Annotated in this window: 22 protein-coding genes, 1 rRNA gene, 1 pseudogene and 1 riboswitch; of the genes and pseudogenes, 9 read left to right on the top strand and 15 right to left on the bottom strand. The window is 71.3% G+C overall.

The genetic code is table 11. The features are described from left to right. The first annotated feature begins 309 nt into the window (after positions 1-309). Positions 310-1,119, top strand: coding sequence for a PhzF family phenazine biosynthesis protein (locus tag ACGFYH_RS18915; RefSeq protein ID WP_393804269.1), 810 nt, complete (start codon positions 310-312; stop codon positions 1,117-1,119). Between the two features lie 39 nt (positions 1,120-1,158). On the opposite strand, the gene ACGFYH_RS18910 is transcribed toward ACGFYH_RS18915, so the two are convergent. Both ACGFYH_RS18910 and ACGFYH_RS18905 read right to left on the bottom strand, forming a co-directional pair. Beyond that, entirely contained in the window at positions 1,159-1,986 is an 828-nt protein-coding gene (locus tag ACGFYH_RS18910) for a CPBP family intramembrane glutamic endopeptidase (protein WP_393804268.1), read from the bottom strand. An 81-nt stretch (positions 1,987-2,067) separates the two neighbouring features. After that, entirely contained in the window at positions 2,068-3,585 is a 1,518-nt protein-coding gene (locus tag ACGFYH_RS18905; RefSeq protein ID WP_393804267.1) for a glutamate--cysteine ligase, read from the bottom strand. A gap of 550 nt (positions 3,586-4,135) precedes the next feature. Here ACGFYH_RS18905 and ACGFYH_RS18900 point away from each other — a divergent pair. Then, positions 4,136-4,720: a hypothetical protein gene (locus ACGFYH_RS18900; RefSeq protein WP_393804266.1), complete on the top strand. Its 585-nt coding sequence runs from the start codon at positions 4,136-4,138 to the stop codon at positions 4,718-4,720. A 285-nt stretch (positions 4,721-5,005) separates the two neighbouring features. Beyond that, positions 5,006-5,209: a DUF5999 family protein gene (locus ACGFYH_RS18895; protein WP_007388206.1), complete on the top strand. Its 204-nt coding sequence runs from the start codon at positions 5,006-5,008 to the stop codon at positions 5,207-5,209. Positions 5,210-5,791: 582 nt separating this feature from the next. Here the strand turns inward: ACGFYH_RS18895 and ACGFYH_RS18890 are convergent. Beyond that, positions 5,792-6,259, bottom strand: a complete 468-nt coding sequence (locus tag ACGFYH_RS18890; RefSeq protein WP_393804265.1) for a DUF1707 domain-containing protein — start codon at positions 6,257-6,259, stop codon at positions 5,792-5,794. A gap of 203 nt (positions 6,260-6,462) precedes the next feature. On the opposite strand from ACGFYH_RS18890, the gene ACGFYH_RS18885 reads away from it, so the two are divergent. From ACGFYH_RS18885 to ACGFYH_RS18865, 5 genes are all read left to right on the top strand, one after another. Then, positions 6,463-6,858, top strand: a complete 396-nt coding sequence (locus ACGFYH_RS18885) for a molybdopterin-binding protein (RefSeq protein WP_393804264.1) — start codon at positions 6,463-6,465, stop codon at positions 6,856-6,858. 182 nt (positions 6,859-7,040) lie between these two features. Beyond that, positions 7,041-7,871, top strand: a complete 831-nt coding sequence (modA, locus tag ACGFYH_RS18880) for a molybdate ABC transporter substrate-binding protein (RefSeq protein ID WP_393804263.1) — start codon at positions 7,041-7,043, stop codon at positions 7,869-7,871. Next, positions 7,868-8,728, top strand: a complete 861-nt coding sequence (gene modB, locus ACGFYH_RS18875) for a molybdate ABC transporter permease subunit (protein WP_393804262.1) — start codon at positions 7,868-7,870, stop codon at positions 8,726-8,728. Before modA ends, modB begins: the two co-directional genes overlap by 4 nt. A 136-nt stretch (positions 8,729-8,864) precedes the next feature. Further along, positions 8,865-9,959, top strand: a complete 1,095-nt coding sequence (locus ACGFYH_RS18870; protein WP_393804261.1) for an ABC transporter ATP-binding protein — start codon at positions 8,865-8,867, stop codon at positions 9,957-9,959. Positions 9,960-9,985: 26 nt separating this feature from the next. Continuing rightward, positions 9,986-10,405 (top strand): molybdopterin-binding protein, encoded by a 420-nt coding sequence (locus ACGFYH_RS18865; RefSeq protein ID WP_393804260.1) that lies wholly within the window; start codon positions 9,986-9,988, stop codon positions 10,403-10,405. Positions 10,406-10,482: 77 nt separating this feature from the next. Here the strand turns inward: ACGFYH_RS18865 and gcvP are convergent, their stop codons facing one another. After that, a complete protein-coding gene (gene gcvP / locus ACGFYH_RS18860) occupies positions 10,483-13,368 on the bottom strand; it encodes an aminomethyl-transferring glycine dehydrogenase (RefSeq protein WP_393804259.1) in 2,886 nt (961 codons plus the stop codon). Between the two features lie 177 nt (positions 13,369-13,545). Beyond that, a riboswitch (glycine riboswitch) is annotated at positions 13,546-13,641 on the bottom strand. A 137-nt stretch (positions 13,642-13,778) separates the two neighbouring features. Here gcvP and ACGFYH_RS18855 point away from each other — a divergent pair. Further along, positions 13,779-14,156 carry a PRC-barrel domain-containing protein gene (locus ACGFYH_RS18855; protein WP_393804258.1) on the top strand — a complete coding sequence of 126 codons (378 nt, stop codon included), beginning with the start codon at positions 13,779-13,781 and terminating at the stop codon, positions 14,154-14,156. Here the strand turns inward: ACGFYH_RS18855 and ACGFYH_RS18850 are convergent. The 11 genes and pseudogenes from ACGFYH_RS18850 to rrf form a co-directional block, all read right to left on the bottom strand. Continuing rightward, a pseudogene (locus ACGFYH_RS18850) lies at positions 14,072-15,605 on the bottom strand (DNA polymerase IV). The gene ACGFYH_RS18855 and the pseudogene ACGFYH_RS18850 sit on opposite strands and share 85 nt — an antisense overlap. A gap of 73 nt (positions 15,606-15,678) precedes the next feature. Further along, complete coding sequence (locus ACGFYH_RS18845) at positions 15,679-16,362, bottom strand: MerR family transcriptional regulator (RefSeq protein WP_393804257.1); 684 nt, start codon at positions 16,360-16,362, stop codon at positions 15,679-15,681. A gap of 223 nt (positions 16,363-16,585) precedes the next feature. Beyond that, positions 16,586-17,059, bottom strand: coding sequence for a bifunctional nuclease family protein (locus ACGFYH_RS18840; protein ID WP_030189411.1), 474 nt, complete (start codon positions 17,057-17,059; stop codon positions 16,586-16,588). 84 nt (positions 17,060-17,143) lie between these two features. Beyond that, the gene (locus tag ACGFYH_RS18835) at positions 17,144-17,881 is read right to left on the bottom strand and encodes a MerR family transcriptional regulator (RefSeq protein WP_393804256.1); all 738 of its coding nucleotides are present in this window, start codon (positions 17,879-17,881) and stop codon (positions 17,144-17,146) included. Between the two features lie 44 nt (positions 17,882-17,925). Further along, positions 17,926-18,798, bottom strand: a complete 873-nt coding sequence (locus tag ACGFYH_RS18830) for an FHA domain-containing protein (protein WP_393804422.1) — start codon at positions 18,796-18,798, stop codon at positions 17,926-17,928. A gap of 148 nt (positions 18,799-18,946) precedes the next feature. Further along, the gene (locus ACGFYH_RS18825) at positions 18,947-19,804 is read right to left on the bottom strand and encodes a DUF881 domain-containing protein (RefSeq protein WP_393804255.1); all 858 of its coding nucleotides are present in this window, start codon (positions 19,802-19,804) and stop codon (positions 18,947-18,949) included. Between the two features lie 5 nt (positions 19,805-19,809). Further along, entirely contained in the window at positions 19,810-20,142 is a 333-nt protein-coding gene (locus ACGFYH_RS18820; protein WP_393804254.1) for a small basic family protein, read from the bottom strand. Further along, on the bottom strand, positions 20,139-21,044 hold the full coding sequence (locus tag ACGFYH_RS18815) for a DUF881 domain-containing protein (protein ID WP_393804253.1): 906 nt from the start codon (positions 21,042-21,044) through the stop codon (positions 20,139-20,141). The genes ACGFYH_RS18820 and ACGFYH_RS18815 overlap by 4 nt, the downstream gene beginning before the upstream one ends. A gap of 97 nt (positions 21,045-21,141) precedes the next feature. After that, entirely contained in the window at positions 21,142-23,637 is a 2,496-nt protein-coding gene (locus ACGFYH_RS18810; RefSeq protein ID WP_393804252.1) for a sugar phosphate nucleotidyltransferase, read from the bottom strand. Between the two features lie 112 nt (positions 23,638-23,749). Next, a complete protein-coding gene (locus tag ACGFYH_RS18805; RefSeq protein WP_393804251.1) occupies positions 23,750-24,358 on the bottom strand; it encodes a CDP-alcohol phosphatidyltransferase family protein in 609 nt (202 codons plus the stop codon). Positions 24,359-24,467: 109 nt separating this feature from the next. Then, positions 24,468-24,562 (bottom strand): 5S ribosomal RNA (gene rrf / locus ACGFYH_RS18800); the annotation flags it as partial.

Below are 24,562 nucleotides of genomic sequence, written 5' to 3'. Positions count from 1 at the left end.
GTCGGAGCCGTACGCCGACCCGGCGCGGGACAGGGGTCCTGGAGGTGGTGGCCGACGGCCTGTCCAACCAGGCCGCCGGCCACCACCGCCTCCACCTCACCACCACCGCCTCCACACCGAAGACACCGTCGAGTCCCACCTGGCCCGTATCCGCACCGGGCTCGGAACCGACGCGCACACCGCGGCCTTCGCCACCGCGACGCCCCTCGGTCCGATCCGCCGCCGACGGGGCACCCGGCCGCCGGAACCGGTCCAGGACTACGGGATTGGCCTTGGTCCGCCGCCTCGGGCGACGTCTAACGTCGGGGCATGCGCATCCGAATCGTCGACGCCTTCACCGACCGGCCCTTCGCCGGCAACCCCGCCGGGGTCCTGCTCCTCGACGCCTTCCCGGACGACGACCGGCTCCAGCGGGTCGCCCTGGAGGTCAACCACGCCGAGACCGCCTTCGCCCACCGCCTGCCCGCCGACGGCGGGGCCGACTGGGCGCTGCGCTGGTTCACACCGGCCACCGAGGTGGCGCTGTGCGGCCACGCGACGCTCGCCACCGCCCATGTCCTGCACACCACCGGCGCGCACGAGGGACCGGTGCGGTTCGCCACCCGCAGCGGCGTCCTCGTCGCGACGCCCCGCGAGGACGGCTCGATCACCCTGGATTTCCCGACCGCGCCGCTCACCCCGGTCGAGGCACCGGCGGGCATCGCCGAGGCCCTGGGCGCCGAACCCCGTGCCGTCCTGGACACCGGGCCGAACACCGGGGACCTGCTGGTCGAGGTCGCCGACGAGAAGACAGTCCGCGGCCTGACACCGAACCACAGGGCACTGGCCGCGCACTCCGAGCGCGGCATCATCGCCACCGCCCGTGCGCAGGATCCGGCCCGCGGCTACGACTACGTCTCCCGCTGCTTCTTTCCCAACGTCGGCATCGACGAGGACCCGGTCACCGGCAGCGCCCACACGGCGCTGGCGCCGTTCTGGTCCGAGCGCCTCGGCCGCTGCGACCTCACCGGGCTGCAGGCGTCGCCCCGCTCCGGCCGGGTGCGCACGGAACTGCGCGGCGAACGCACGCTGCTGAGCGGACACGCGGTGACGGTGATCGACGGCGAACTGCTGGCCTGAGTCGGCGTGGGAGGGCGTAGCGGCGGCCCTCCCGCACGGTCACGCCGTCGGCAGCCAGCCCACCTTCCCGGCCAGCAGCCCATAGCCGACGAAGGCGCCGATGTCGAGCAGCGAGTGCGCCACGACCAGCGGGCCCACGCGCCCCCAGCGGCGGTACAGGTGGACGAACACGACGCCCATCACCATGTTGCCGACGAACCCGCCGATCCCCTGGTAGAGGTGGTACGACCCGCGCAGGACCGAGCTGGCCGCCATCGACGCGCCCGCACTCCAGCCGAGCCGGTCGAGCCGGCGCAGCAGGTAGCCGACGACGACGACCTCCTCCAGGACGGAGTTCTGCACCGCCGAGAGGATCAGTACGGGGTACTTCCACCACACGTCGGGCAGGGCCTCGGGGACCACGGTGAGGTTGAAGCCGAGGCCTCGGGCGGCCAGGTAGAAGGCGATACCGGTACTGCCGATGACGGCGGCGACGGCGGCCCCGCGGCCCAGGTCCGGCCACGGGCGGGCGCGGTCGAAGCCGAGGGTGCGCAGGCTGTGCCCCTCGCGCAGAAGGAAGTGCGCGACGAGGGCGACCGGGACGAGTGCCGTGGTGATTCCGAAGAGCTGCCAGGCCAGGTCCAGCCAGGGGCGGCCGGGCGCCGCGGAGGCGTTGAGGGTGGCCGCCTGGTCCTTGAGCCCGCCGGGGCGGGTGACCGAGCCGATGAAGCTGATGAGGGCGGACACCCCGCTCGCGCCCAGCGAGAGGGCCAGGACGAGCAGCGTCTCGTCACGCAGGATCCGCCGCGAGAGCCGCTCCTCGGTCGATGAGTCCTCGCCGAGTCGCTTCTGAGGGAACGAATCGTCCACCGGGCCCGCCTCCGCCATGCACACCTGCCTCCAGCTGGGACGTCACAGCTTGCCCGATCAGTATGGGGCGGCGCGCGGCGGGGGCGGTCCCGGCGGCGGTCAGCTCAGCGGCGCCGGTTCCGGCAGGCCCACCGGCCACAGGTGCACGGGGTCTCCCTCACGCATGAGCTCGACGTAACGGCGGGTCGTAGCGGCCAGCGCGGCCTCCCGGGACAGGCCCGCCTCCAGCGCCCGGTGGAACGTGGCCGCCTGCCAGGAGGCGCCGTTGACGCGGCGCCGGCACCTCTCGTCGATGACGCCGAGGTACAGGTCCCGGTCGGCGGGCTCCACGCCCCACGCGTCGAGACCGGCCTCGGCGAGCGGCAGCAGTTCGTCGCGGACGAGGACGGCGGCGTCGATCTCGGTGGTGCCGCCGAGGCGGCCGCGACGGGGCCATTCGAAGCGGGCGTCGATGCCGTGGCGGCACGCGGCCTCGAAGTTGGCCGCGGCGGCCTCGAACGGCAGCCGGGTCCACACCGGCCGGGACTCGTCCGCCAGCGCGCGTACGACCCCGTAGTAGAAGGCCGCGTTGGCGATGACGTCGGTGACGGTGGGTCCCGCGGGCAGCACCCGGTTCTCCACGCGCAGGTGCGGAACGCCGTCGGCGATGTCGTAGACGGGGCGGTTCCAGCGGTAGACGGTGCCGTTGTGCAGGACGAGTTCGGACAGCGAGGGCACACCGCCCGCGTCCAGGACCTCCAGCGGGTCCTCGTCGTCGCAGATCGGCAGCAGCGCCGGGAAGTAGCGCCGGTTCTCCTCGAACAGGTCGTACGCCGAGGTCACCCACCGCTCGCCGAACCAGGTGCGCGGCCGGACGCCCTGGGCCTGGAGTTCGGGCGGGCGGGTGTCGGTGGACTGCTGGAACAGCGGAGGGCGCGACTCGCGCCACAGCTCGCGGCCGAACAGGAAGGGCGCGTTGGCGCCGAGCGCGATCTGCGCGGCGGTGACGGCCTGGGCCGCGTTCCACACGTCGGCGAAGCGGTCCGGGGTGACCTGGAGGTGGAGTTGCACCGAGGTGCAGGCGGCCTCGGGGGCGATGGACTTGGAGGTGCAGGTCAGGCGCTCGACGCCTTCGATGTCGAGAGTGAAGTCCTCCCCGCGGGCAGCCACGATCTGTTCGTTGAGCAGGGCGTAGCGGTCGACGGCGGAGAGGTTCGAGGAGACCAGGTCGTCCCGGTCCAGCGTCGGCAGGATGCCGATCATCGCGATACCCGCGTCCACCTCGCCGGCCTTGCGGTCCGCATACGCCAACGACGTACGGATCTCCTCGGCGAGCCGGTCGAATACCCGGCCGCCCAAGCGGTGGGGAGCGATGTTGACTTCCAGGTTGAACATGGCGAGTTCTGTTTGGAAGTCGCGGCTCGCGATGCGCTCGAGGACTTGCGCATTCAACATTTTGGGCATCCCGTCGGCACCGACGAGATTCAATTCGATCTCCAGCCCCATCAGGTTCTTCGGGCGGTCGAACCGCTTCTCCGCCAGAAGTCGCTCCAGACCCGTCAGGCACCGCTGGAGCTTCTCGCGGTAGCGCTGGCGATCGGACAGGTCGAACTGACCTGCCACGACCTTCTCCCCCATGGAAGAGTCCCTTCTCGGAGCGATGAGTGGAAGATCCGGCCGCGGGCGGCCGGTCAGGTGGGATGATGCCCAGCCGAAGCGATCGATAACGTCCCCGCACCGGCCCGGCAGCCGCTACGCTGTGCCGATGTGACCGGTGGCACATTCACCGGGCATGGCGCGTCGCACGGTTTGCGGGACCGCAACTCGTGAAAAACGCCGACGACAATTGGCCGACCGCTCGGTGAACATTCCCCGAGGTCATCGTCGTACACCCGGGCCGGAATCCGGAGGATTCCCGCATATCGACGGCCTAATTCAACCTTGTACTGGTTACCGGAATCGGCTAGCCGAAACACAGTCTGAACACATGTCGTATAAACTCCGCGAACGAGGCAGTTGACCGGCGCCCACGGTCGAAGGATCTGCCGTCGAGCTGACGCACGGCGGGTCCCTCCCACTTCTCGGTTCCCGGACCCGGCCCCTGCCTCCCCAGCCCTGTGAGCCGACAGCGTCGTCCGCCCAGCCCCGCCCTCGCGCCACCGTGCCTTCGAATGAGAGGCGACCCATCATGCCCCTGCGTGTCCCCCCGGCCCCCGCGCCCGCCCTGCGCTCCGTCCTCACCGCCCTTTCCTCACCCACCGCGGTCCGTGAGGCCCGGACCCCCGCCCTGCTCGACGCCCAGGGTCCCACCACACCCGAACTGCCGCTGCCCGTGCACGTCCTCGACCGGATCACGGCGCAAGGCGTGACGGCGACGCGGCTGACCGGGTGGCGGTTCCACATCCGGTGCGGCGACCGGGTGGTGGCGGCGGCGGAGACCATGCTGACGCCCGACGGCTGGGCGTTCTCGCACTTCTTCGAGGGCCCCTACGTCGCGGCGACCGAGCGCGCGCTGCGGCAGGCCGAGTCGGTGGGCCAGTCCTACCAGCCGCGCCTGCTGTCGGTTCCCGAGCTGTACATGCTCACGCTGTGGCTGCACGGCGACTGCACCGCGGACCCCGCCGCGGGCCACCCGGCGGCGGCCGACCTGCTGGTGCCGCTGGCGCCGGCACCCCCCGGCATCGCGGCCCACCGGCCGCACCGGGTCGCCGAACTGCTGCCGGTCCTCACGCACCGGGTGACGCCGACGCGGCTGCTGGGTTCTCCCGCCTGACCTGCCCGCTCAGCCGCTGTACCCACCACCCGCGCGGACTAGCCCCATCCGGCCATGCCGAACCATCCGAAGTGACAGTGCAGTTGGGCTGAACCGTCCGCGCGGGTGATGCGTCATCAACCTGTGAGAAGCGGTGCAGCGAAATACCTGCGGATCGACGCCCGTGGGGCAACACTGGGTCCGGACCGACTTGAACAACGGGGGGCGGCCATGAACGAAGCTTCACGCCGCGGGACAGACAAGACAGCGAACGCATCCATCACCACGGACCGAGAGACCCCACTCATGTGTCAGCACCAACCACCGTGCCCGTCAGCCGTCTCCGCCGACCGGGAATCCGCCCGCCTCGTGGCGCACCACCCGGAGCAGGGGTGGAGCCTGCTGTGCAACGGTGTCGTCCTCTTCGAGGACACCGGTGAGCTACTGCCGGACGGTCGGGCCATCGCCCCGCACCGCCCCGTCGGCGCGGGCCTGACCACCGCCGCCTGACCACCGGCCGGACGGTGCGCCGCCACGCCGCCCACCGCATCACGGGGCCGGGGGGGCGCCCCCGCCGGGCCCCCCCCCCCCCCGGGCGGCCCCCCCCCGCCCCCCCCCGGGCCCCCCCCCCCCCCCCCCGGGACCCCCCCCCCACAGGGCCCCGAACCCCGCCCCCCCCCGGCCCGGGGGGGGCGGGCCTGCCCCCCCCCGCCTGCCCCCCGGGGGGGGGGGGCCCCGCCCCGCCCCCCCCCGCCCCCGGGGGGGGGGGCCCCCCCCGGGCGGCCCCCCGGCCCCCACGCGCGTCCGGCGCCGGTCACTGGCCGTAGCCGCAACGGCCCGATCCGGTGACGGCCCGGCTTCCGGACCCTGAACGCCTCCCCCGAGAGCCCGGTTTCCGGAGGACTCCTGCGAGTTCCACGGTTCGAGTCGACGGGGGCGGGGGAAAGTGGCAGCGGACGAGGCCCGGGCCGGCTCGGCCACCGGCCGCCGGGGCCTCCTGAGCCCTCCTCCCGGACTCTCGACCGAGTCCTCCAGGCCTTCCGTCCGAGCCTCCGACGCGGCGAACGCGCCACGACCTGCCCGAAGCTGATCTCACCCGTGATCTCCACCCGCAGCTCCACGGGTGCGCCGGTGCCGACGGCCCGCGGGTGTCTTCACCTTGGCGCAGGCCGCCACCAGCGAGTCCGTGTCCACCACGATGCCGGGCCGGGTCTGGAGCTTCAACGACCCGCCGCGCACGGCGAGGTCGATGTGGAGGGTGTCGTGCGTGAGCACGGCGCGGGCGAGGTCGAGCGTCACGTCGCCCCAGGCCGACCGGATCTCCAGTCTCCGTGGCACGGTCCAGCCCTCGCCCCGCCGGGTGGACGCCCCCGCCTGTTCGATGCGGACGACGCCCTTGGCCTCGGGGACCGGACCCCCACCCGCGGCCACCGGCAGGCCGGCGGTAAGGGCGGCCGGCTCTCCCTGTGTCCGCGCGGTGAGCGCCGCCCCCACGCGCTCGTCCAGCTCCTCGGCGGTCGGCCTGCCGTCGACGGCGGCGGCGCTCAGCGTGTCCACCACCCGGTCACGATCCGCGCGCGAGGCCCGGAGTACGGGCGTCCGGCCGTCCTGCGAGGGCTGCACCGACATAGCTGCTCGACCCCGATCTCCCCGGGGTCTCCCGCGAGCACCCCACCACTGCGGCACACTAACGCCATATCGCGTTACACCCGACGGCCAACCCCGCGTCCACCGTTCTCCTCCCGCGGCCTATCGTGACCGGCATGCAGTCCTACACGATCGGCCAGGCGGCGCGGCTGCTCGGCGTCAGTCCGGACACCGCACGCCGCTGGGCCGACGGGGGCCGGATCGACACCCACCGCGACGAGGGCGGGCGGCGCGTCGTCGACGGGCGCGACCTGGCCGCGTTCTCGGTCGAGCTGGCCCGCTCCGGCGGCACCGACGAGGAGACCTCGTACACCTCGGTCCGCAACGCCTTTCCCGGGATCGTGACCGCGATCAAGCTCGGGGATGTCGCCGCGCAGGTCGAGATCCAGGCCGGCCCGCACCGGCTCGTCTCCCTGCTGACCCGGGAGGCGGTGGAGGAACTCGGCCTGGAGGTCGGCGTGGAGGCCACCGCCCGGGTGAAGTCGACGAATGTCCATATCGACAGAGCGTGACAGACCGAAGGTCGTGCGAACGCACATGCCAGCCTTTTCCCCCAGCTGACTTGCTCATGCGGTGCTACAGAAGACATAGCCCTCGCAGATGCGGAAGTATGATCGGCGCAACGAGGAGCCGCCGTGCGCCCGGCCGCCAGGCCCGTCGGCCCCTGCCCGAGTCGCAGAGGGAGTGGCCCGTGATGACCCGTTCCGTGCGCAGGACCCACCGCATCCGCCGTACCGCGCGGGTGACCGGCGCGGGGGCCGCCGCGCTGCTGGCCCTGAGCGCGTGCTCCTCGTCCCCGGGCACGGACCCGGGCTCCGCCGGTGCCTCGCCGTCCTCCCCCGCGGAGGTCTCCGGACAGGTCACCGTCTTCGCCGCGGCCTCGCTCAAGGAGAGCTTCACGACGCTGGGAGAGACCTTCGAGAAGCGGCATCCGGGCACCGAGGTCACCTTCAGCTTCGCCGGCAGCGACACCCTTGCCGCCAGCATCACCAGCGGCGCCCCGGCGGACGTGTTCGCCTCCGCCAGCCCGGCGACGATGGCCACCGTCACCGGGGCCGGGGCCGCGGCCGGCACCCCGGCCACCTTCGTGCGCAACCAGCTCGAGATCGCCACCCTGCCGGGCAACCCCGAGGGGATCTCCTCCCTCAGGGACCTCACCCGATCCGGCCTCAAGGTCGTGCTGTGCGACGACACCGTGCCGTGCGGCGCCGCGGCCCGCAAGGCCCTGGACGCCAGTGGTGTCGAGCTGGCCCCGGCCTCGTACGAGCAGGACGTCAAGGCCGCCCTGACCAAGGTCGAGCTGAAGGAGGCCGACGCCGCCGTCGTCTACAGGACCGATGTGAAGGCGGCCGGTGACAAGGTGGCGGGCGTCGACTTCCCGGAGTCGGCCAAGGCGGTCAACGACTACCCGATCACCCTCCTGAAGGACGCTCCGCACACCGCCGCGGGCAGGGCCTTCGTCGAGTTGGTCACCTCCGCCGAGGGGCAGCGGGTGCTCACCGGGGCCGGGTTCCGCACGCCATGACCGCGTCCGCCGGAATGACGCCCGCCCCACCCGGAGCCGAGCCGGTGCCGGACGGGCCCCGCCGTACCCGGCGCCGGGGACGCATGGTGCCGGTTCCCCTGCTGGTGCCCGCCCTGGTCGGTCTGGCGTTCCTGCTGCTGCCCCTGCTCGCCCTGCTGACGCGCGCCCCGTGGAGCGGTCTGCCCGGGCAGCTGAGGAGCCCGGAGGTGTGGCAGGCCCTGCGGCTGTCGCTGCTGTGCGCGACGTCGGCGACGGCGCTGAGCCTGGTCGTCGGTGTGCCCCTGGCCTGGCTGCTGGCTCGTACCGACTTCCCCGGCCGGGGCTTCGTCCGCGCGCTGGTGACTCTGCCGCTCGTGCTGCCGCCGGTCGTGGGCGGCGTCGCGCTGCTGCTGGCGTTCGGGCGCAACGGCGTCGTCGGGCAGTGGCTCGACGCGTGGTTCGGGATCACACTGCCGTTCACGACGACGGGCGTCGTCCTCGCGGAGACGTTCGTGGCGATGCCGTTCCTGGTCATCAGCGTCGAAGGCACCCTGCGCGCCGCCGACCCCCGCTACGAGGAGGCCGCCACCACTCTGGGCGCTTCGCGTTTCACCGCGTTCCGCCGGGTGACCCTTCCGCTGATCGCGCCGGGCGTCGCGGCGGGCGCCGTACTGGCCTGGGCGCGGGCGCTGGGCGAGTTCGGAGCGACGATCACGTTCGCGGGCAACTTCCCCGGCCGGACCCAGACCATGCCGCTGGCCGTCTACCTCGCCCTGCAGAACGACCCGGCGGCGGCGATCGCCCTGAGCCTGGTGCTGCTGGCCGTCTCCATCGCCGTACTCGCCGGTCTCCGGGACCGCTGGATCAGGGCCTCATGACCACTGGACGGACAGGGGCGTTTGCCCGCCGGACGGATGAGGGCGTCATGACCGCCGGACGGGGCAGTTCACCCGTCCGTCCGCACGAGGCCGACACGACCACCGGGCGAGGCCGCCCGGCCTGGATGAGGGCGGGATGACCGACACCGAGAACCCGGCCGCCGTGGATGGTACCGGCGGGGCGGCATCCGACGGCGGTCTCGACGCGCGGCTCGTCGTGGAGCGCGGCGCCTTCCACCTGGACGTCGCGCTCACCGCCGCGCCCGGCGAAGTCGTGGCCCTGCTCGGACCCAACGGCGCGGGCAAGACCACCGCCCTGCGCGCGCTCGCCGGGCTGATCCCACTCGCCGGCGGCCATCTGCGCCTGGACGGCGCCGCGCTGGACCGCACGCCGCCGGAGTCCCGGCCCGTCGGCGTGGTCTTCCAGGACTACCTGCTCTTCCCGCACCTGACCGCCCTCGACAATGTGGCGTTCGGACCGCGCTGCCGTGGTGCGAGCAGGGCTCAGGCCCGGGCGCGGGCCGCCGCGTGGCTGGACCGCATGGGCCTGTCCGGCCACGCGGGCGCCAAGCCGCGCCGCCTCTCCGGCGGACAGGCCCAGCGCGTCGCCCTCGCCCGGGCCCTGGCCACCGGTCCCCGGCTGCTTCTGCTGGACGAACCCCTCGCGGCGCTGGACGCCCGGACGCGGCTGGAGGTGCGGGCCCAGCTCCGCCGCCATCTCGCCGAGTTCGAGGCCGTCGCCGTACTGGTCACGCACGACCCGCTGGACGCCATGGTGCTGGCCGACCGGCTGGTCGTGGTCGAGGACGGCGGGGTCGTCCAGGAGGGCGGGCCCGCCGACATCGCCCGTCGGCCGCGCACGGACTACATCGCCCAGCTGGTCGGCCTGAACCTCTACCGGGGACGCGCCGAGGGCCACACCGTACGGCTCGAAGCCGGTCCCGCCATCACCACCACCGAGGACCTTGCCGGTCCGGTCTTCGTTGCCTTCCCGCCGGGCGCCGTGACGCTGTACGGAGAACGTCCCACCGGTTCCAGCGCCCGCAACCTGTGGCGCTGCGAGGTCGCGGGCCTGGAGACCCACGGCGACCAGATCCGTGTGGACCTCACCGGTGAACTCGCGCTCGCCGCCGACCTCACCACGGTCGCCGCGGCGGAGCTTGGCCTCCACCCGGGGGCGCCGGTGTGGGCGACGGTCAAGGCGACGCAGACGCACGCATACCCGGCATGACTCCACCGCCGGGCTACGGTGCCCCCATGAGCCTGAGCATCCGCAACCAGCTTCCCGGCACCGTCACCACCGTCACCCCGGGTGAGGCCATGGCGACGGTCGGGGTCCGTCTTTCCGGCGGCCAGGACCTCACCGCGGCGATCACCCGGGACGCCGCCGAGGACCTCGCGCTCGACGCCGGCACCGCCGTCCGGGCCCTGGTGAAGTCCACGGAGGTGGCTCTGGCCACGGGGCGCGTCGACGGCCTGTCCATCCGCAACCGGCTGCCGGGTACCGTCACCGCGCTCACCGCCGGCGCCGCGATGGCCTCGGTCGAGGTCGCCGTCGAGGGCGCCGAGCTGACCGCCGCCATCACCAGGCAGGCCGCCGACGACCTGGGCCTGTCCGTCGGCGCTCCCGTCGTCGCGCTGATCAAGTCGACGGAGGTGTCACTCGCCACCGCGTGACACGAGGAGAGGCTCCGTCCGGGCCCTGCGCCCGCACGGAGCCTCTTCGCTGCGGGCCCTGCGCGGCCCTGCGGGACTCAGTCCTCGTACGCGTCCAGCGGCGGGCAGGAGCAGACGAGGTTCCGGTCGCCGTAGGCCTGGTCGATCCGGCGCACCGGCGGCCAGTACTTGTCGGAGGCGGACACACCGGCCGGGAAGACGGCCTCCTCACGCGTGTACGCGTGGTCCCAGTCGCCGCCGAGCGCGCCCGCGGTGTGCGGTGCGCCGCGCAGCGGGTTGTCGTCCGCGGACCAGGCGCCGGAGCCGACCTTCTCGATCTCCGCGCGGACGGCGATCATCGCCTCGCAGAACCGGTCCAGCTCGGCCAGGTCCTCGGACTCGGTCGGCTCGATCATCAGCGTGCCGGCCACCGGGAAGGACATCGTCGGCGCGTGGAAGCCGTAGTCGATGAGCCGCTTGGCGACGTCGTCGACGCTGACGCCGGTCGACTTGGTCAGCGGACGCAGGTCGATGATGCACTCGTGCGCGACCAGCCCGCCCGGGCCGTTGTAGAGCACCGGGAAGTGCGGTTCCAGCCGCTTGGCGATGTAGTTCGCGGACAGCACGGCCACCTGCGTGGCGCGCTTGAGCCCCTCGCCGCCCATCAGCCGCACGTACGACCAGGAGATCGGCAGGATGCCGGCCGAGCCCCAGGGCGCCGCCGAGACCGGGCCGACGCCGCTGTGCGGACCGGCCGCGGGCTGCAGCGGGTGGTTGGGCAGGTACGGCGCGAGGTGCGACCGTACGGCCACGGGGCCGACGCCGGGACCGCCGCCGCCGTGCGGGATGCAGAAGGTCTTGTGCAGGTTCAGGTGGGAGACGTCGCCGCCGAAGTGACCGGGCTTGGCGAGGCCGACCAGGGCGTTGAGGTTGGCGCCGTCCACGTAGACCTGGCCGCCCGCGTCGTGCACCTGTGCGCAGATCTCCGCGACGTGCTCCTCGAAGACACCGTGCGTGGACGGGTAGGTGATCATCAGCACGGCCAGCCGGTCGCGGTGCTGCTCGATCTTGGCGCGCAGGTCCTCGACGTCGATCTCGCCGTCCTCGGCGGTCTTCACGACGACGACCTTCATGCCGGCCATCACGGCGCTGGCGGCGTTGGTGCCGTGCGCGGAGGACGGGATGAGGCAGACGGTGCGCTGCTCGTCGCCGTTGGCCCGGTGGTAGCCGCGTACGGCGAGCAGGCCCGCGAACTCGCCCTGCGACCCGGCGTTGGGCTGGAGCGAGACCTTGTCGTACCCGGTGACCTCGGCGAGCCGCTCCTCCAGTTCGCGGATGAGGGTCAGGTAGCCCTGCGCCTGCTCGGCGGGCGCGAAGGGGTGCAGCGCGCCGAACTCGGGCCAGGTGACCGGCTCCATCTCGGTGGTGGCGTTGAGCTTCATGGTGCAGGAGCCCAGCGGGATCATGCCGCGGTCCAGCGCGTAGTCCCGGTCGGCGAGGCGGCGCAGGTAGCGCAGCATCGCGGTCTCGGAGCGGTATTGGTGGAATACCGGGTGGGTCAGGAAGTCGTCGGTGCGCAGCAGCGCCTCGGGCAGCGTCTCCCCGGTCTCCGCGTCCAGCGAATCGATGTCGCCCGCCACACCGAAGGCGTGCCACACGCCGCCGACCTGGGCGCGCGTGGTGGTCTCGTCGCAGGCGAACGACACGTGGTCGGCGTCGACGAGGCGCAGGTTGACGCCGTTCTCGCGGGCGGCGTGGACGATGTCGGCGGCCCGGCCGGGCACCCGCGCGGTGACGGTGTCGAAGTAGGAGCCGTGGACGATCTCGACACCGTCGGCCGCGAGACCCGCTGCGGTGACCGAGGCGTAGCGGTGGGCGCGCCGGGCGATGGCCCGCAGGCCCTCGGGTCCGTGGTAGACGGCGTACATGCCTGCCATGACGGCGAGCAGCACCTGTGCGGTGCAGATGTTGCTGGTGGCCTTCTCGCGCCGGATGTGCTGCTCACGGGTCTGCAGGGCCAGGCGGTAGGCCTTGTTGCCGTCGACGTCCACGGACACGCCGACCAGGCGGCCGGGCAGGCTGCGCGCGAACTTCTCCCGCACGGCCATGTAGCCGGCGTGCGGTCCGCCGAAGCCCATCGGCACACCGAAACGCTGGGTGGTGCCGACGGCGATGTCCGCGCCCAGTTCGCCGGGCGGGGTGAGCAGCGTGAGGGCGAGCAGGTCGGCGGCGACGGTGACCAGGGCGCCGAGTTCGTGCGCCCGGTCGATCACCGGCTTGATGTCGCGGACGGCGCCGGAGGCACCCGGGTACTGGATCAGGACACCGTTGATCTCCCGCTCGGCGACCTCGGCCGGGATGCCCTCGCTCAGGTCGGCGACGACGACCTCGACACCGGTGGGCTCCGCACGGGTCTGTATCACGGCGACGGTCTGCGGCAGGGCGTCCGCGTCGACCAGGAAGAGGCCCTTCTTGTTCCTGCCCATGCGCCGGGAGAGCGCCATGGCCTCGGCGGCAGCGGTGCCCTCGTCGAGCAGCGAGGCACCGGAGGTGGGCAGGCCGGTCAGCTCGGCGACCATCGTCTGGAAGTTCAGCAGGGCCTCGAGACGGCCCTGGGAGATCTCCGGCTGGTACGGCGTGTACGCCGTGTACCAGGCCGGGTTCTCCATGACGTTGCGCAGGATGACCGGCGGGGTGAAGGTGCCGTAGTAGCCGAGGCCGATCATGGAGTCGAGGACCTGGTTGCGGTCGGCCAGGGAGCGCAGCTCGGCCAGCACCTCGGCCTCGGAGCGCGCGCCCGGCAGTTCGAGCGCGTCGGCGTTCTTGATCACATCCGGTACGGCCGCGGCCGTCAGTTCGTCGAGCGAACCGTAACCGACCTGCGCGAGCATCTTGGCCCGGGCCTCGTGGTCGGGGCCGATGTGGCGCTGCTCGAAGGGCATGGCCTGTTCGAGTGCGGAGAGCGGAGTGCGAGGGGCGGTCATTGCGGAGGCCTCCTGGTCTGACGACCTTCGAGGGGCACCACGGCGCGGGTACCCGGACGGCCTCCCCCTCTGTCATCTCAACCTGAGAGCTTCGCCGGGCGGGCCCGAGGGCGCTCCCGGCTTTCACCGTCGGTGAGAGCGGAAGCCGTCGACACCCGCCCTGCTTTCCAGAGTGACCTCGTCCGTGCGGTACGTGAGCCTGAGAGATTCCGGGGAGGATTTGCTCCTTCGGCGCCTCCGATGGTGTCCGGAGGACTCTCCCGCGCGGGGTCAGCAGCCGTTTGCCAGCGTACCAGCGAGGTCGCCGCACGGACCTCGAGTGGCCGACCGCCCACATGTGCTCTTTTGTAGTACTTACGGATGATTAGGCGGCTGGTGTGCGAGCCCAGTGCGACCAAGTGGAGGGCCCCGTGCGTACTGACATCGATCCGCGGAACCTGATCGGCCGCAAGGCGTTCGACCGCGACGGCACCAGGATCGGCACCGTGGACGAGGTCTACCTCGACGATGCCACCGGCGCCCCGGAGTGGGCGGCCATACGAACCGGTCTCTTCAGCAGGGACGCCTTCGTCCCCCTGGAGCCCAGCGACCTGGTCGACGGCACCCTGCGGGTGCCCTTCGACCGGTCCCTGATCAAGGAGGCGCCCGACTTCGGCGTCGGCCGTCACCTCTCGCCGGAACAGGAACTCCAGCTCTACCACCACTACGGCCTGGACGTGGCGGCCCCTCCCCCGCCCCCCGACCACGACTTCGGCAAGCTGGCCGGCAAGGGCAACGACGACAGCTGACGCACCGCCCGCCCTCTCCGGCACCCTCCGCTAACCGGCCACCGGCCTCGCGGGACCTTCCGGGCCGGTGTCCGCCGCCGTGGCCGCGGACCGGCTCTCACCGGGTCTTCGGATGGGGGGAGCGACCAGCGGCAGGGGATCCGCCGGGGTCAGCTCCGGGTCGTCCACCGGAAAGGTCCGCACCCGGCCCACCTCCGAGTACGGCGTCTCGAACCGCACGGTGACCCGCCCGAGGCCGCTGCCCTGCACCCACCCGTGACCATGCTCCGCGTGCCGCACGTCATGCCCGGACGGCCATCTGCGCTCGGCGGGCGGCAGGCGGTGATCCTCGGCGGGCTCCGTCTCGCTCTCCTCGGCCGGTGCCTCGGCGGCATCCCCCGCCGCCTGCGCGAACAGGTCCTCCTGTGTGTAGTCGGCGAGCCCGCTGACCCCCACCCCGAGCAGCCGCACACCGCCCGTGGTGTCCACCGAGTCCAGCAGTCTGGCGGCTGCCTCCCGCACCACCCCCGGGTCGTCGGTGGGCCCGCGCAGCGTCTCGGAGCGCGTCAGCGTCGAGAAGTCGTATCTGCGCACCTTGAGCGCGATCGTCCGCCCGGACAGTCCGGACGCCCGCAGCCGCCGCACGCACCGGTCCGCCAGCCGCCCCACCTCGACGCCCACCCGCACCCGGTCGTGGATGTCCACGTCGTAGGTGTCCTCGACCGACACCGACTTGGTCTCCCGCTCGGACACCACGGGCCGCTCGTCGCGCGCCAGCGCCATGGCGTGCAGGGCGTGGCCGTGCGCCTTGCCCAGCAGCCGCACCAGCTCGTCCTCGCCCGCCCCGGCGATCTCGCCTACCGTCGTGATCCCCGCCCGCCGCAGATGGTCTCCCGTGGCCGGCCCCACCCCGGGCAGCGTCCGCACGGTCATCGGCTCCAGCATGGCCCGCTCCGTCCCCGGCGGGATGAGCACCAGTCCGTCGGGCTTGGCCTCCTCCGAGGCGATCTTGGCGAGCATCTTGGAGGCGGCCAGCCCCACGGACCCGGTGAGGCCGGTCACGCTACGGATGTCCGTGCGCAGCTTCGCCCCGGCCAGCCGCGCCGATCGCGCGTCCCAGGCCGTCCCACCGGCCTCCAGGTCCACGAAGGCCTCGTCCAGGCTCAGCGGCTCCACCAGCGGCGACAGCTCCCGCAGCAGCCGCATCACCTGCTCGCTGATCGAGCGGTAGAGCTCGAAGCGCGGAACGAGGTAGGCGGCATGGGGCGCGAGCCGACGGGCCTGTCCCATGGGCATCGCGGAGTGCACCCCGAAAACCCGCGCCTCGTACGAGCAGGTGGCGACCACTCCGCGTGGTCCGAGGCCGCCCACCACCACGGCCTTCCCGCGCAGGCTCGGCTTGGACGCCTGCTCCACCGAGGCGAAGAAGGCATCCATGTCGAGATGCAGGATCGTGGGCGCGGTTCTCACATCTCCGATGCTGCCCTACGCCACTGACAATGCCGCCCTCGCCGGTGGGGCGACACCGGCGGCGCGGCGGTGTTCAGACGGCTCTGTTCCGCCGCCGCGCCAGCTCGTCCGCGGGATTGTGCCCGACCAGGGTCTCCCCGGTGTCGATCCGCTCCCCGTGCAGCTGGGACAGGGCGCTCTCCACGTCCCGCCACACCACGCCGACGGCGATCCCGAAGATGCCCTGGCCGCCCTGGAGCAGGGCGTGCACCTCGTCGGGAGAGCCGCACTCGTAGACGGTGGCGCCGTCGCTCATCAACGTCATCCGCTCCAGATCCCGAAAGCCGCGCTCCCCCAGGTGCTGGACGGCGGTGCGGATGTTCTGCAGGGACACACCGGTGTCCAGGAAGCGCTTGACGATCTTCAGTACGACCACGTCGCGGAAGCTGTACAGGCGCTGCGTCCCGGATCCGTGCGCGGGCCGCACGCTGGGCTCGACGAGGCCCGTGCGCGCCCAGTAGTCGAGTTGCCGGTAGGTGATGCCGGCGGCCGCACAGGCCGTCGGCCCGCGGTAGCCGATCTGCTCGGACGTCATGGACGTCGCCCCTCCGCTGGTCGGCACGGCTGCCGGTCGCTGCGGACCGGGATCGGCCGTGACACCGTGCTGGGGACGGCCCCCGCTCGCGCCGAACCGAGACCCCGGGGGAGGGTACGGACCGCCTGCCCCGAGGCTGTGCCCGGGACCACCCCCAGCCGTACCGTCGCCGCTGATTCTCACGCCGACCTCCGTCCTTGACCTGCCTCCTCGAAGGTAGGCAGTCACCAAGGGTGCGTCAACGATCGCCACACTCGGCACGCCGAGTGATAATCACCCTACGAGTGGTTTCCCGTGCCCGGAAGCGGGGAACGGCTAGCCGAATGTGCTCTGGCGGAGCCGGGCGTCGCGCGCAGCCCGCCTCGGCCCGCGCCTCTCGCGGCCGCGTCTCCCCCGGCCATGTGCCTCACTGGTTGCTGGTCCCGAAGTCCTCGGGCGAGATCTGGTCGAGGAACTCGCGGAACTTCTCCACCTCGTCCTCCTGCTCGTCCGGGATCGCGATGCCGGCGTCGTCGAGAACCGTGTCACTGCCGTAGATCGGCGTACCGGTGCGCAGGGCCAGCGCTATGGCGTCGGACGGCCTGGCGCTGACCTCGACGCCGCTCGCGAAGACCAGCTCGGCGTAGAAGACCCCGTCACGCAGGTCGGTGATGCGCACTTCCGTGAGCTCCTGGCCGACGGCTTCCAGCACGTCCTTGAACAGGTCGTGGGTCAGCGGCCGTGCGGGAGCCATGCCCTGCTGGGCGAAGGCGATCGCCGTCGCCTCCCCCGGTCCGATCCAGATGGGAAGGTAACGGTCGCCGCCCACCTCGCGCAGTAGCACGATCGGCTGGTTGGAGGGCATCTCGACCCGGACACCTACGACATCGAGCTCGTTCACACAGCAACCCTAGGCCGTGCCCCGGACGTTTGGGTAGTCGGGCCGGGATCGGGTGGGCGATCCGGGTCTTCGAACAGGCCGGTTTCAGGGCAGCCGCACGCCGAGGGCGGTCTGTACCAGTGCCGCGTGCAGCTTCACCGCCAGCCCCGCCAGCTCCTTGGTCCGGGCTTCGGCGTGTGCCCTGGTCTGGGGGTTGCGGTGACGCCTCAGCGGCGCCACCACCTGGTCCACGAGTCCGGCCTCCCGGTCGGCGGCGGCCTTCATCACCCGCAGGTGCCGCGGCTCGATCCCGAACCGCCCCAGCTGCACCACCAGCGACGCCACGGTGACCGCCTCGGCGTCGTACGCCCCGTCGGGCAGCGGCGAGAGGAGCCCGTAGGACTCCCACTCCCTCAGCTCCTGATCGCCGACTTCGGCTGTGGCCAGCAGCTCGTCCCGCCCGATCCGGGCCACCGTGGGGCTCTCGGCGGGCTCGGGCGCGGCCTCCCCGTCCCGCTGCCGGCCGACCCTCGGCAGGGCCACGGCCTCGCCGCGCTCCACGGCGTCCAGATGCTCGCGGATCACCTTGAGCGGCAGGTAGTGGTCCCGCTGCATACGCAGCACCTCACCGAGGCGCTCGACGTCGCGTGCGCTGAACTTGCGGTACCCGGCCGGGGTCCGCCGCGGCTCGACGAGGCCCTCCGACTCCAGGAAGCGAATCTTGGAGATGGTGATGTCGGGGAACTCGTCACGCAGCGCGTTCAGCACTGCGCCGATGCTCATCAGCCCACTGTCCGTGGCGGCGGCGCCTTGCCCGGCACCGCCGCTCGGTGTTCGAAGCATGGACCTTCCCTGGAGGTTCCCCGGGCGGGCGGCCCGGGGGCGGGTCAGTAACCCCGCTGGCTCGCGTAGAAGACCAGCCGGTACTTGCCGATCTGCACCTCGTCACCGTTCGACAGGGCGACCTGGTCGATGCGCTCCCGGTTGACGTACGTGCCGTTCAGGCTGCCGACGTCGGCGACCGTGAAGGAACCGTCCGGACCGCGGCGGAACTCCACGTGCCGGCGCGAGACCGTCACGTCGTCCAGGAAGATGTCGCTCTGCGGGTGACGCCCGGCGGTGGTCAGCTCGCCGTCCAGCAGGAAGCGGCTGCCCGAGTTCGGACCACGCCGCACGACCAGAAGTGCGGAGCCCAGCGGCAGCGCGTCCACGGCGGCCTGCGCCTCGGGGGAGAGCGCCGGCATCGCAGTCTGGCCGGTGACCTCGGCGTCGTACGCCTCAAGACCGGAGATGGAGATCGTGGAGGTCGTCTCGGACGCACGCTCCGGGACCGCCCCGGCACGCAGCGGAGCGCCGCAGTTGGAGCAGAAACGGCTGTTCTCCGCGTTGCGGTTGCCGCACCTCGTACAGACCAGGGCCGACATGGACGGATCCTCCTGCCGCGGCTGCCCCGCCGGGGCGTTCGACGCGTACGGGTCGGGAGTGAACCCTCCACCCGGACCTGAGGCTGAGGGCTGGCCGAAACCTATGCCGCCGGACTGCGCAGGGTCAACAGACGGCGCGCCCTGACCACCGGAAGTGCCACCGCCCGGACCAGCCACCTGGTCCCGGAACATCGGGCGTCGGCCCTCCGCGTCGGGCTGCGCGCGATGGCGAGCGGTCGCGTTGTCGCTGCCCTCTCGCGCGCTCTTGCCGAACAACTTCGCAAACAACTTCACGGGCGATTCCCCTTGACCGAAACAGACCCGCCCGTGGGGCAGGACGAACCCTTACTGAACGCACTGGCCGACCCGGACACCTTCACAACGTCCGTCTCCACCAGACAGTTTCCACCACGCACCACCCAATCGGTGCGCCGACCCCCCGCAACCTCATGCCCTGGCCGGACGCCCGCCATGCACCGCCGGTTCACTGGGAGGACGACCGAGCGTAGTCAGGCCGCTTCGCCGGTCGCAAGGCGTCCACGATGATCTTGGTCGACCGCTCAACAGTAACGGTGGCCTGTTCCTTCTCCAGAGTCTGCACAACGCCTCCAGGAATGTTGAGAGCCGGTTCGAGGTCCTGCGGCTTGCCGATGACCTGGAAACGATAAGGCGCGTTGATCTTGTTCCCGTCCACGCTCACGGACTTGCCGGAGTCCGCGAGGTACGTGCCCGCGACGATTCGTACACCATTCACCTGGATCGCCTCGGCACCCGCCGCGCGCAGCTCCTGGATCGCGTCGAGCAGCATGTCCGCCTCGACCGTCCCCTTCGTGTCCTCGATGGTCACCGTGATGCCGGGCCCCTGCGCGGCCACGGTGCCCGCGAGAATGCCCAGTTGCCGCTCCTTCTCAAGCGTCTGCTTGCGGGCCTCCTCCGCCTGGTCGGAGCTGTTCTCCAGCTCGTCGCGCTGCTTCTCGAGGCCCTGCTTCTCGTCCTCAAGACGCTCAGTACGGTCGTCCAGTTCATCGAGGATGCGGACGAGATCCTCCTGCCGGGCGCCACGCAGCGCGCTGTCGCTGTCACTGTTGGAGGCGACCTGGACCGCGAGGCCGAACCCGAGCCCGAACAGGAGCAGAGCGACGATGAGTTGGGCCCGCGTCAGGCGCGGCGGCCACAGTCCCTTCAGGAGCCGCTGCCTGCCGGTCAGTCCGTCGCCCACCGGCTGGGCGTCCTGCGCGGCGTGGCCTGCCGGGGCGCCCGCGGCCGGGGAGCCGGAGGGCGCCACATCGTCGGGCAGTTCCTCGCGCAGCCTGTTCTCGGGCTGCTCGCCGTGCTCGTTCATCGGCCTCACGCCCGGAAGACGTGGCGTCGGATCGCCGCGGCGTTGGAGAAGATGCGGATGCCGAGGACGACCACGACTCCGGTGGACAGCTGGGCGCCGACGCCCAGCTTGTCGCCCAGGAACACGATCAGAGCGGCCACGACCACGTTCGACAGGAACGACACCACGAAGACCTTGTCGTCGAAGATGCCGTCGAGCATGGCCCGCACACCGCCGAAGACGGCGTCCAGCGCCGCCACGACGGCGATCGGCAGATACGGCTCCACGGCCGCCGGCACCTCGGGCCGGACCAGCAATCCGGCCACGACTCCCACGACGAGGCCCAGTACGGCGATCACGATGTGCCCTTCCCGGTTATCGGCTGTGCTGTACGTACGATCACACTCGGTGCGGCCGGCAGCTCAAGATCGTCCGCGACGGAGATGGCGGTCCGGATGCCGTAGCTCTCCTGCAGGGCATGCAGGTAGAGCCCGTCGGCACTGTCCTGGAACGCGGCGCTCAGCCGCTCGCCGTCCCCCACCGCGAGCACCGTGTACGGCGGCACCAGCGGCCTGTTGTCCACCAGTATCGCGTCACCGGCGGCCCTGATCGCGGACAGCGCCGTCAGACGCTGTCCGTTGATGGAGATCGCCTCGGCGCCCGACTCCCACAGCCCGTTGACCACGCGCTGCATGTCGCGGTCCCGGACCCGGCCCGTGTCGGAGAATCCTGAGGTCCCGCGCGGCTGCCCGTCACCGCCCGTGCCCACGTCCTTGGCGTCGTTCACCATGAGCTTCACACCCGGGCCGTGCACCTCGGCCGCGCCCGACAGGATGCCCACCAGGTCGGACCGATCGCTGTCGCCGCTCTGCGCCAGCGCCTCACGCCTGCGCGTGTCCACGTCGTCGCGCAGCTCGTCGACGCTCTTCTCGAGCTTGTCGGCCGCCGAGGTCTCCCCCTCTATGCGGTCGACGAGTTCTTCGCGCTCCTTGGCGACGACGGGAGCGGCGACCCGTGCCTGGGCGGCGCCGACCGTCACGACCAGGGCCGCCAGCACGAGGCCGGCCGCCAGTCCGAGCTTGGCGCGCAGCGTCTTGGGCATACCGCCGCTGCCGTCGGCCTTCTTCCGCGCGGCGGCCTCTGCGTATCCGTCGTCGAGGCTGTGGTCCATGACACTGGTGAGCAACGACATGGACGCGTCCGGACGCGGGGGCAGCGTGGATGTGCTCCGAACGGGGGGTGGCTGCGGCATGCCGCACATCGTCGCACGCCACTGCCCCTACCTCCGAACGGCCCAGCGGCGTGCCGGACAGGCCCCCTTGGGGACACTTGTCCGGCACCCACGCGTGCGGTGTGTGCTACCGGCCCGCGCTGTCCACCACCGCTGACCACTCGTCCAGCAGCGCCTGAGCGGAGGCGTCGTCGGGGCCCTCGGCCCACAGGTGCGTGACCGCCTCGGCCGGGTCCGGCAGGACCATGACCCAGCGCCCGTCGGTCTCCACCACGCGTACCCCGTCCGTGGTGTCCACGAAGCGGTCCCCGGCCGCCTCGACGACCCGCCGCATCACCAGGCCCTTGACGGCCCACGGAGTGGCCAGGTCACGCTTGAGGACGTGGGCACGCGGGATCCGCGCGTCGATCTGGCTCAGCGTGAGCTGCGTGCGCGCGACGAGCCCGATCAGCCGTACGAAGGCCGCCGTGCCGTCGTAGACACTGCTGAACTCGGGGACGATGAAGCCGCCCTTGCCGTCACCGCCGAAGATCGCCCCTTCCTCGCCGCCGACCCGCGTCAGATCGTCGGGCGAGGTGGTCGTCCACTCGACCTGGGTGCCGTGGTAGGCCGCGACCTGCTCGGCGATCCTCGTGGTCGTCACCGGCAGTGCCACCCGGCCGCTGCGCCGCTCGGCCGCGATCAGGTCCAGCATCACCAGCAGCGCCCGGTCGTCCTCGATGATGCGACCCTTCTCGTCGACGAGCGAGAGCCGCTCACCGACCGGGTCGAACCGCACACCGAAGGCCGCCCGCGAGGACGCCACGATCTCCCCGAGGCGTACCAGGCCCGAACGCCGGATGTCCGCCGACTCGGTCGGCCTGGACTCGTCGAGACCGGGATTGATGGTCAGCGAGTCGACGCCCAGCTTGCCCAGCAGACTGGGCAGGACCAGCCCCGCACTCCCGTTGGAGGCGTCCACGACCACCTTGAGCCCGGACTCGGCGATCCCCGTGATGTCGACGTTGCGCAGCAGCGACCCGGTGTACGAGTCGAACACGCTGGACGGGAAGTGCAGGTCCCCGATCTCCCCGGGGAACGCCCGCCGGTACTCCTGCCGCGCGAAGACCCGGTCCAGCTTCCGCTGGCTCCCCTGGGACAGATCGGCGCCCTGGCCGTCGAGGAACATGATGTCGACCGAGTCCGGCACCCCAGGCGTGGTCCGGATCATGATTCCACCGGCGCTGCCCCGCGCGGTCTGCTGCCGCGCCACGGGCAGCGGTACGTTCTCCAGGTCGCGTACGTCGATGGCGCTGGCCTGCAGCGCGGAGATCACCGCCCGCTTCAGCGCACGGGCACCGCGGGAGTGGTCGCGGGCCGTGGTGACGGTGGAGCCCTTCTTGAGGGTCGTCGCATAGGCGCCGGCCAGTCTGACGGCGAGTTCCGGCGTGATCTCGACGTTCAGGATGCCGGAAACCCCGCGGGCACCGAACAGGTGCGCCTGGCCGCGGGACTCCCAGATGACGGAGGTGTTGACGAAGGCACCGGCCTCGATGGTCTTGAACGGGTAGACCCGCACATTCCCCTGGATGATCGATTCTTCACCGACCAGGCACTCGTCGCCGATGACCGCGCCGTCCTCGATCCGCGCGGCACGCATGATGTCGGTGTTCTTGCCGACCACGCAGCCCCGCAGATTGCTGTGCGGTCCGACGTACACGTTGTCGGCCACGACGGCCCTGTGCAGGAAGGCGCCGCTCTTGACGACGACGTTCGACCCGATGACCGTGTGTTCCCGGATTTCGGCGCCGGCCTCGACCTTGGCATAGTCGCCGATGTACAGGGGCCCGCGGAGCACGGCGTCGGGATGCACTTCCGCACCCTCGGCCACCCAGACGCCGGGAGAGATCTCAAAGCCGTCGATGTCGACGTCGACCTTGCGTTCCAGAACGTCGGCCTGAGCCTTCACATAGCTTTCGTGAGTGCCGACGTCCTCCCAGTAGCCCTCGGCGACATAGCCGTAGACGGGCTTGCCTTCCTTCATCAGCTGCGGGAAGACGTCGCCGGACCAGTCCACGGGCACATCGGGATCGACGTAGTCGAAGACCTCGGGCTCCATGACGTAGATGCCGGTGTTCACGGTGTCCGAGAAGACCTGGCCCCACGTGGGCTTCTCCAGGAAGCGCTCGACCTTGCCCTCTTCGTCGACGATGGTGATGCCGAATTCCAGGGGGTTGGGCACGCGTGTCAGACACACGGTGACGAGCGAGCCCTTTTCCTTGTGGAAATTGATCAGGTCGGTGAGGTCGAAGTCGGTCAGGGCGTCGCCGGAAATGACGAGGAAGGCATCGTCCTTCAACGCCTCCTCGGCGTTCTTGACGCTTCCGGCGGTACCGAGTGGCTTCTCCTCATTGGCATAGGTGAGCTCCATTCCGAGCTCTTCGCCGTCACCGAAGTAGTTCTTGACCAGCGAGGCCAGGAACTGCACGGTCACGACCGTCTCATTGAGCCCATGCCTTTTGAGCAGCCGCAGAACGTGCTCCATGATCGGCCGGTTGGCCACCGGCAGGAGCGGTTTGGGCATGCTTGAGGTCATGGGACGAAGGCGCGTGCCTTCGCCTCCAGCCATCACGACGGCCTTCATGTCGGAAGCGTCCTCCTCTGAGAGATGACGGTATGGCCGACTTCACCTGTCCAGGGTCCCGCACTTTTCCAGAGTGGGCCATCCGGCCACCGGGACCACACAATCAGCGAGTTCAATCGGCTGCGGAGTCCGCACGAACGAGGCGGCGGACCTGAACCACATAGAGAACACCTGCCCACCAGTACAGGGTTGTACCCCATCCGGCGAACGCCCATCCGAAAACAGCGGCGAGTGACGCGATCCATCCGCTGCCGTCGCTGAGCAGCAGCAGGGGGAAGGCGTACATGAGGTTGAACGTGGCGGCCTTGCCCAGGAAGTTCACCTGGGGCGGTGGATACCCGTGACGCCTGAGGACGCCGACCATCACCAGCAGCATCGCTTCCCGGGCGAGCAGTACCAGGGTCAACCAGAGCGGGAGAATCTCGCGCCAGGTGAGGCCCACCAGCGTCGAAAGAATGTAGAGGCGGTCGGCCGCGGGGTCCAGGAGCCGCCCGAGGCTGCTGATCTGGTTCCAGCGCCGTGCGAGCTTTCCGTCCAGGTAGTCGCTGACCCCGCTCAGGGCCAGTACCGACAGCGCCCAGCCGTCGCTCTCGGGCCCGCCGAACTCGGGCCTGAGGATCAGCCACAGGAAGAGGGGTACGCCGGCGAGGCGCGCCATGCTGAGGATGTTCGGGATGGTGAGGACCCGGTCGGTCTGCACGCGGGTCTCCTGGACCTCCACGCGGGGGCCTCCTGGGGTGAATGAGCCGATGATGCCCACTGACCCTACCTCAACGCAAAAAAGCTCCGGCTCTCGGGCTGCGTGCCCAAGAGCCAGAGCTCTAAAAGGAGTTCGGCGGCGTCCTACTCTCCCACAGGGTCCCCCCTGCAGTACCATCGGCGCTGTAAGGCTTAGCTTCCGGGTTCGAAATGTAACCGGGCGTTT

Origin of the sequence: Streptomyces sp. NPDC048392 (genome assembly GCF_043200575.1) — a bacterium.
GTDB lineage: Bacteria > Actinomycetota > Actinomycetes > Streptomycetales > Streptomycetaceae > Streptomyces.
Note: the sequence above shows the minus strand (reverse complement) of the source record. Positions and strands in the feature narration are given on the sequence as shown.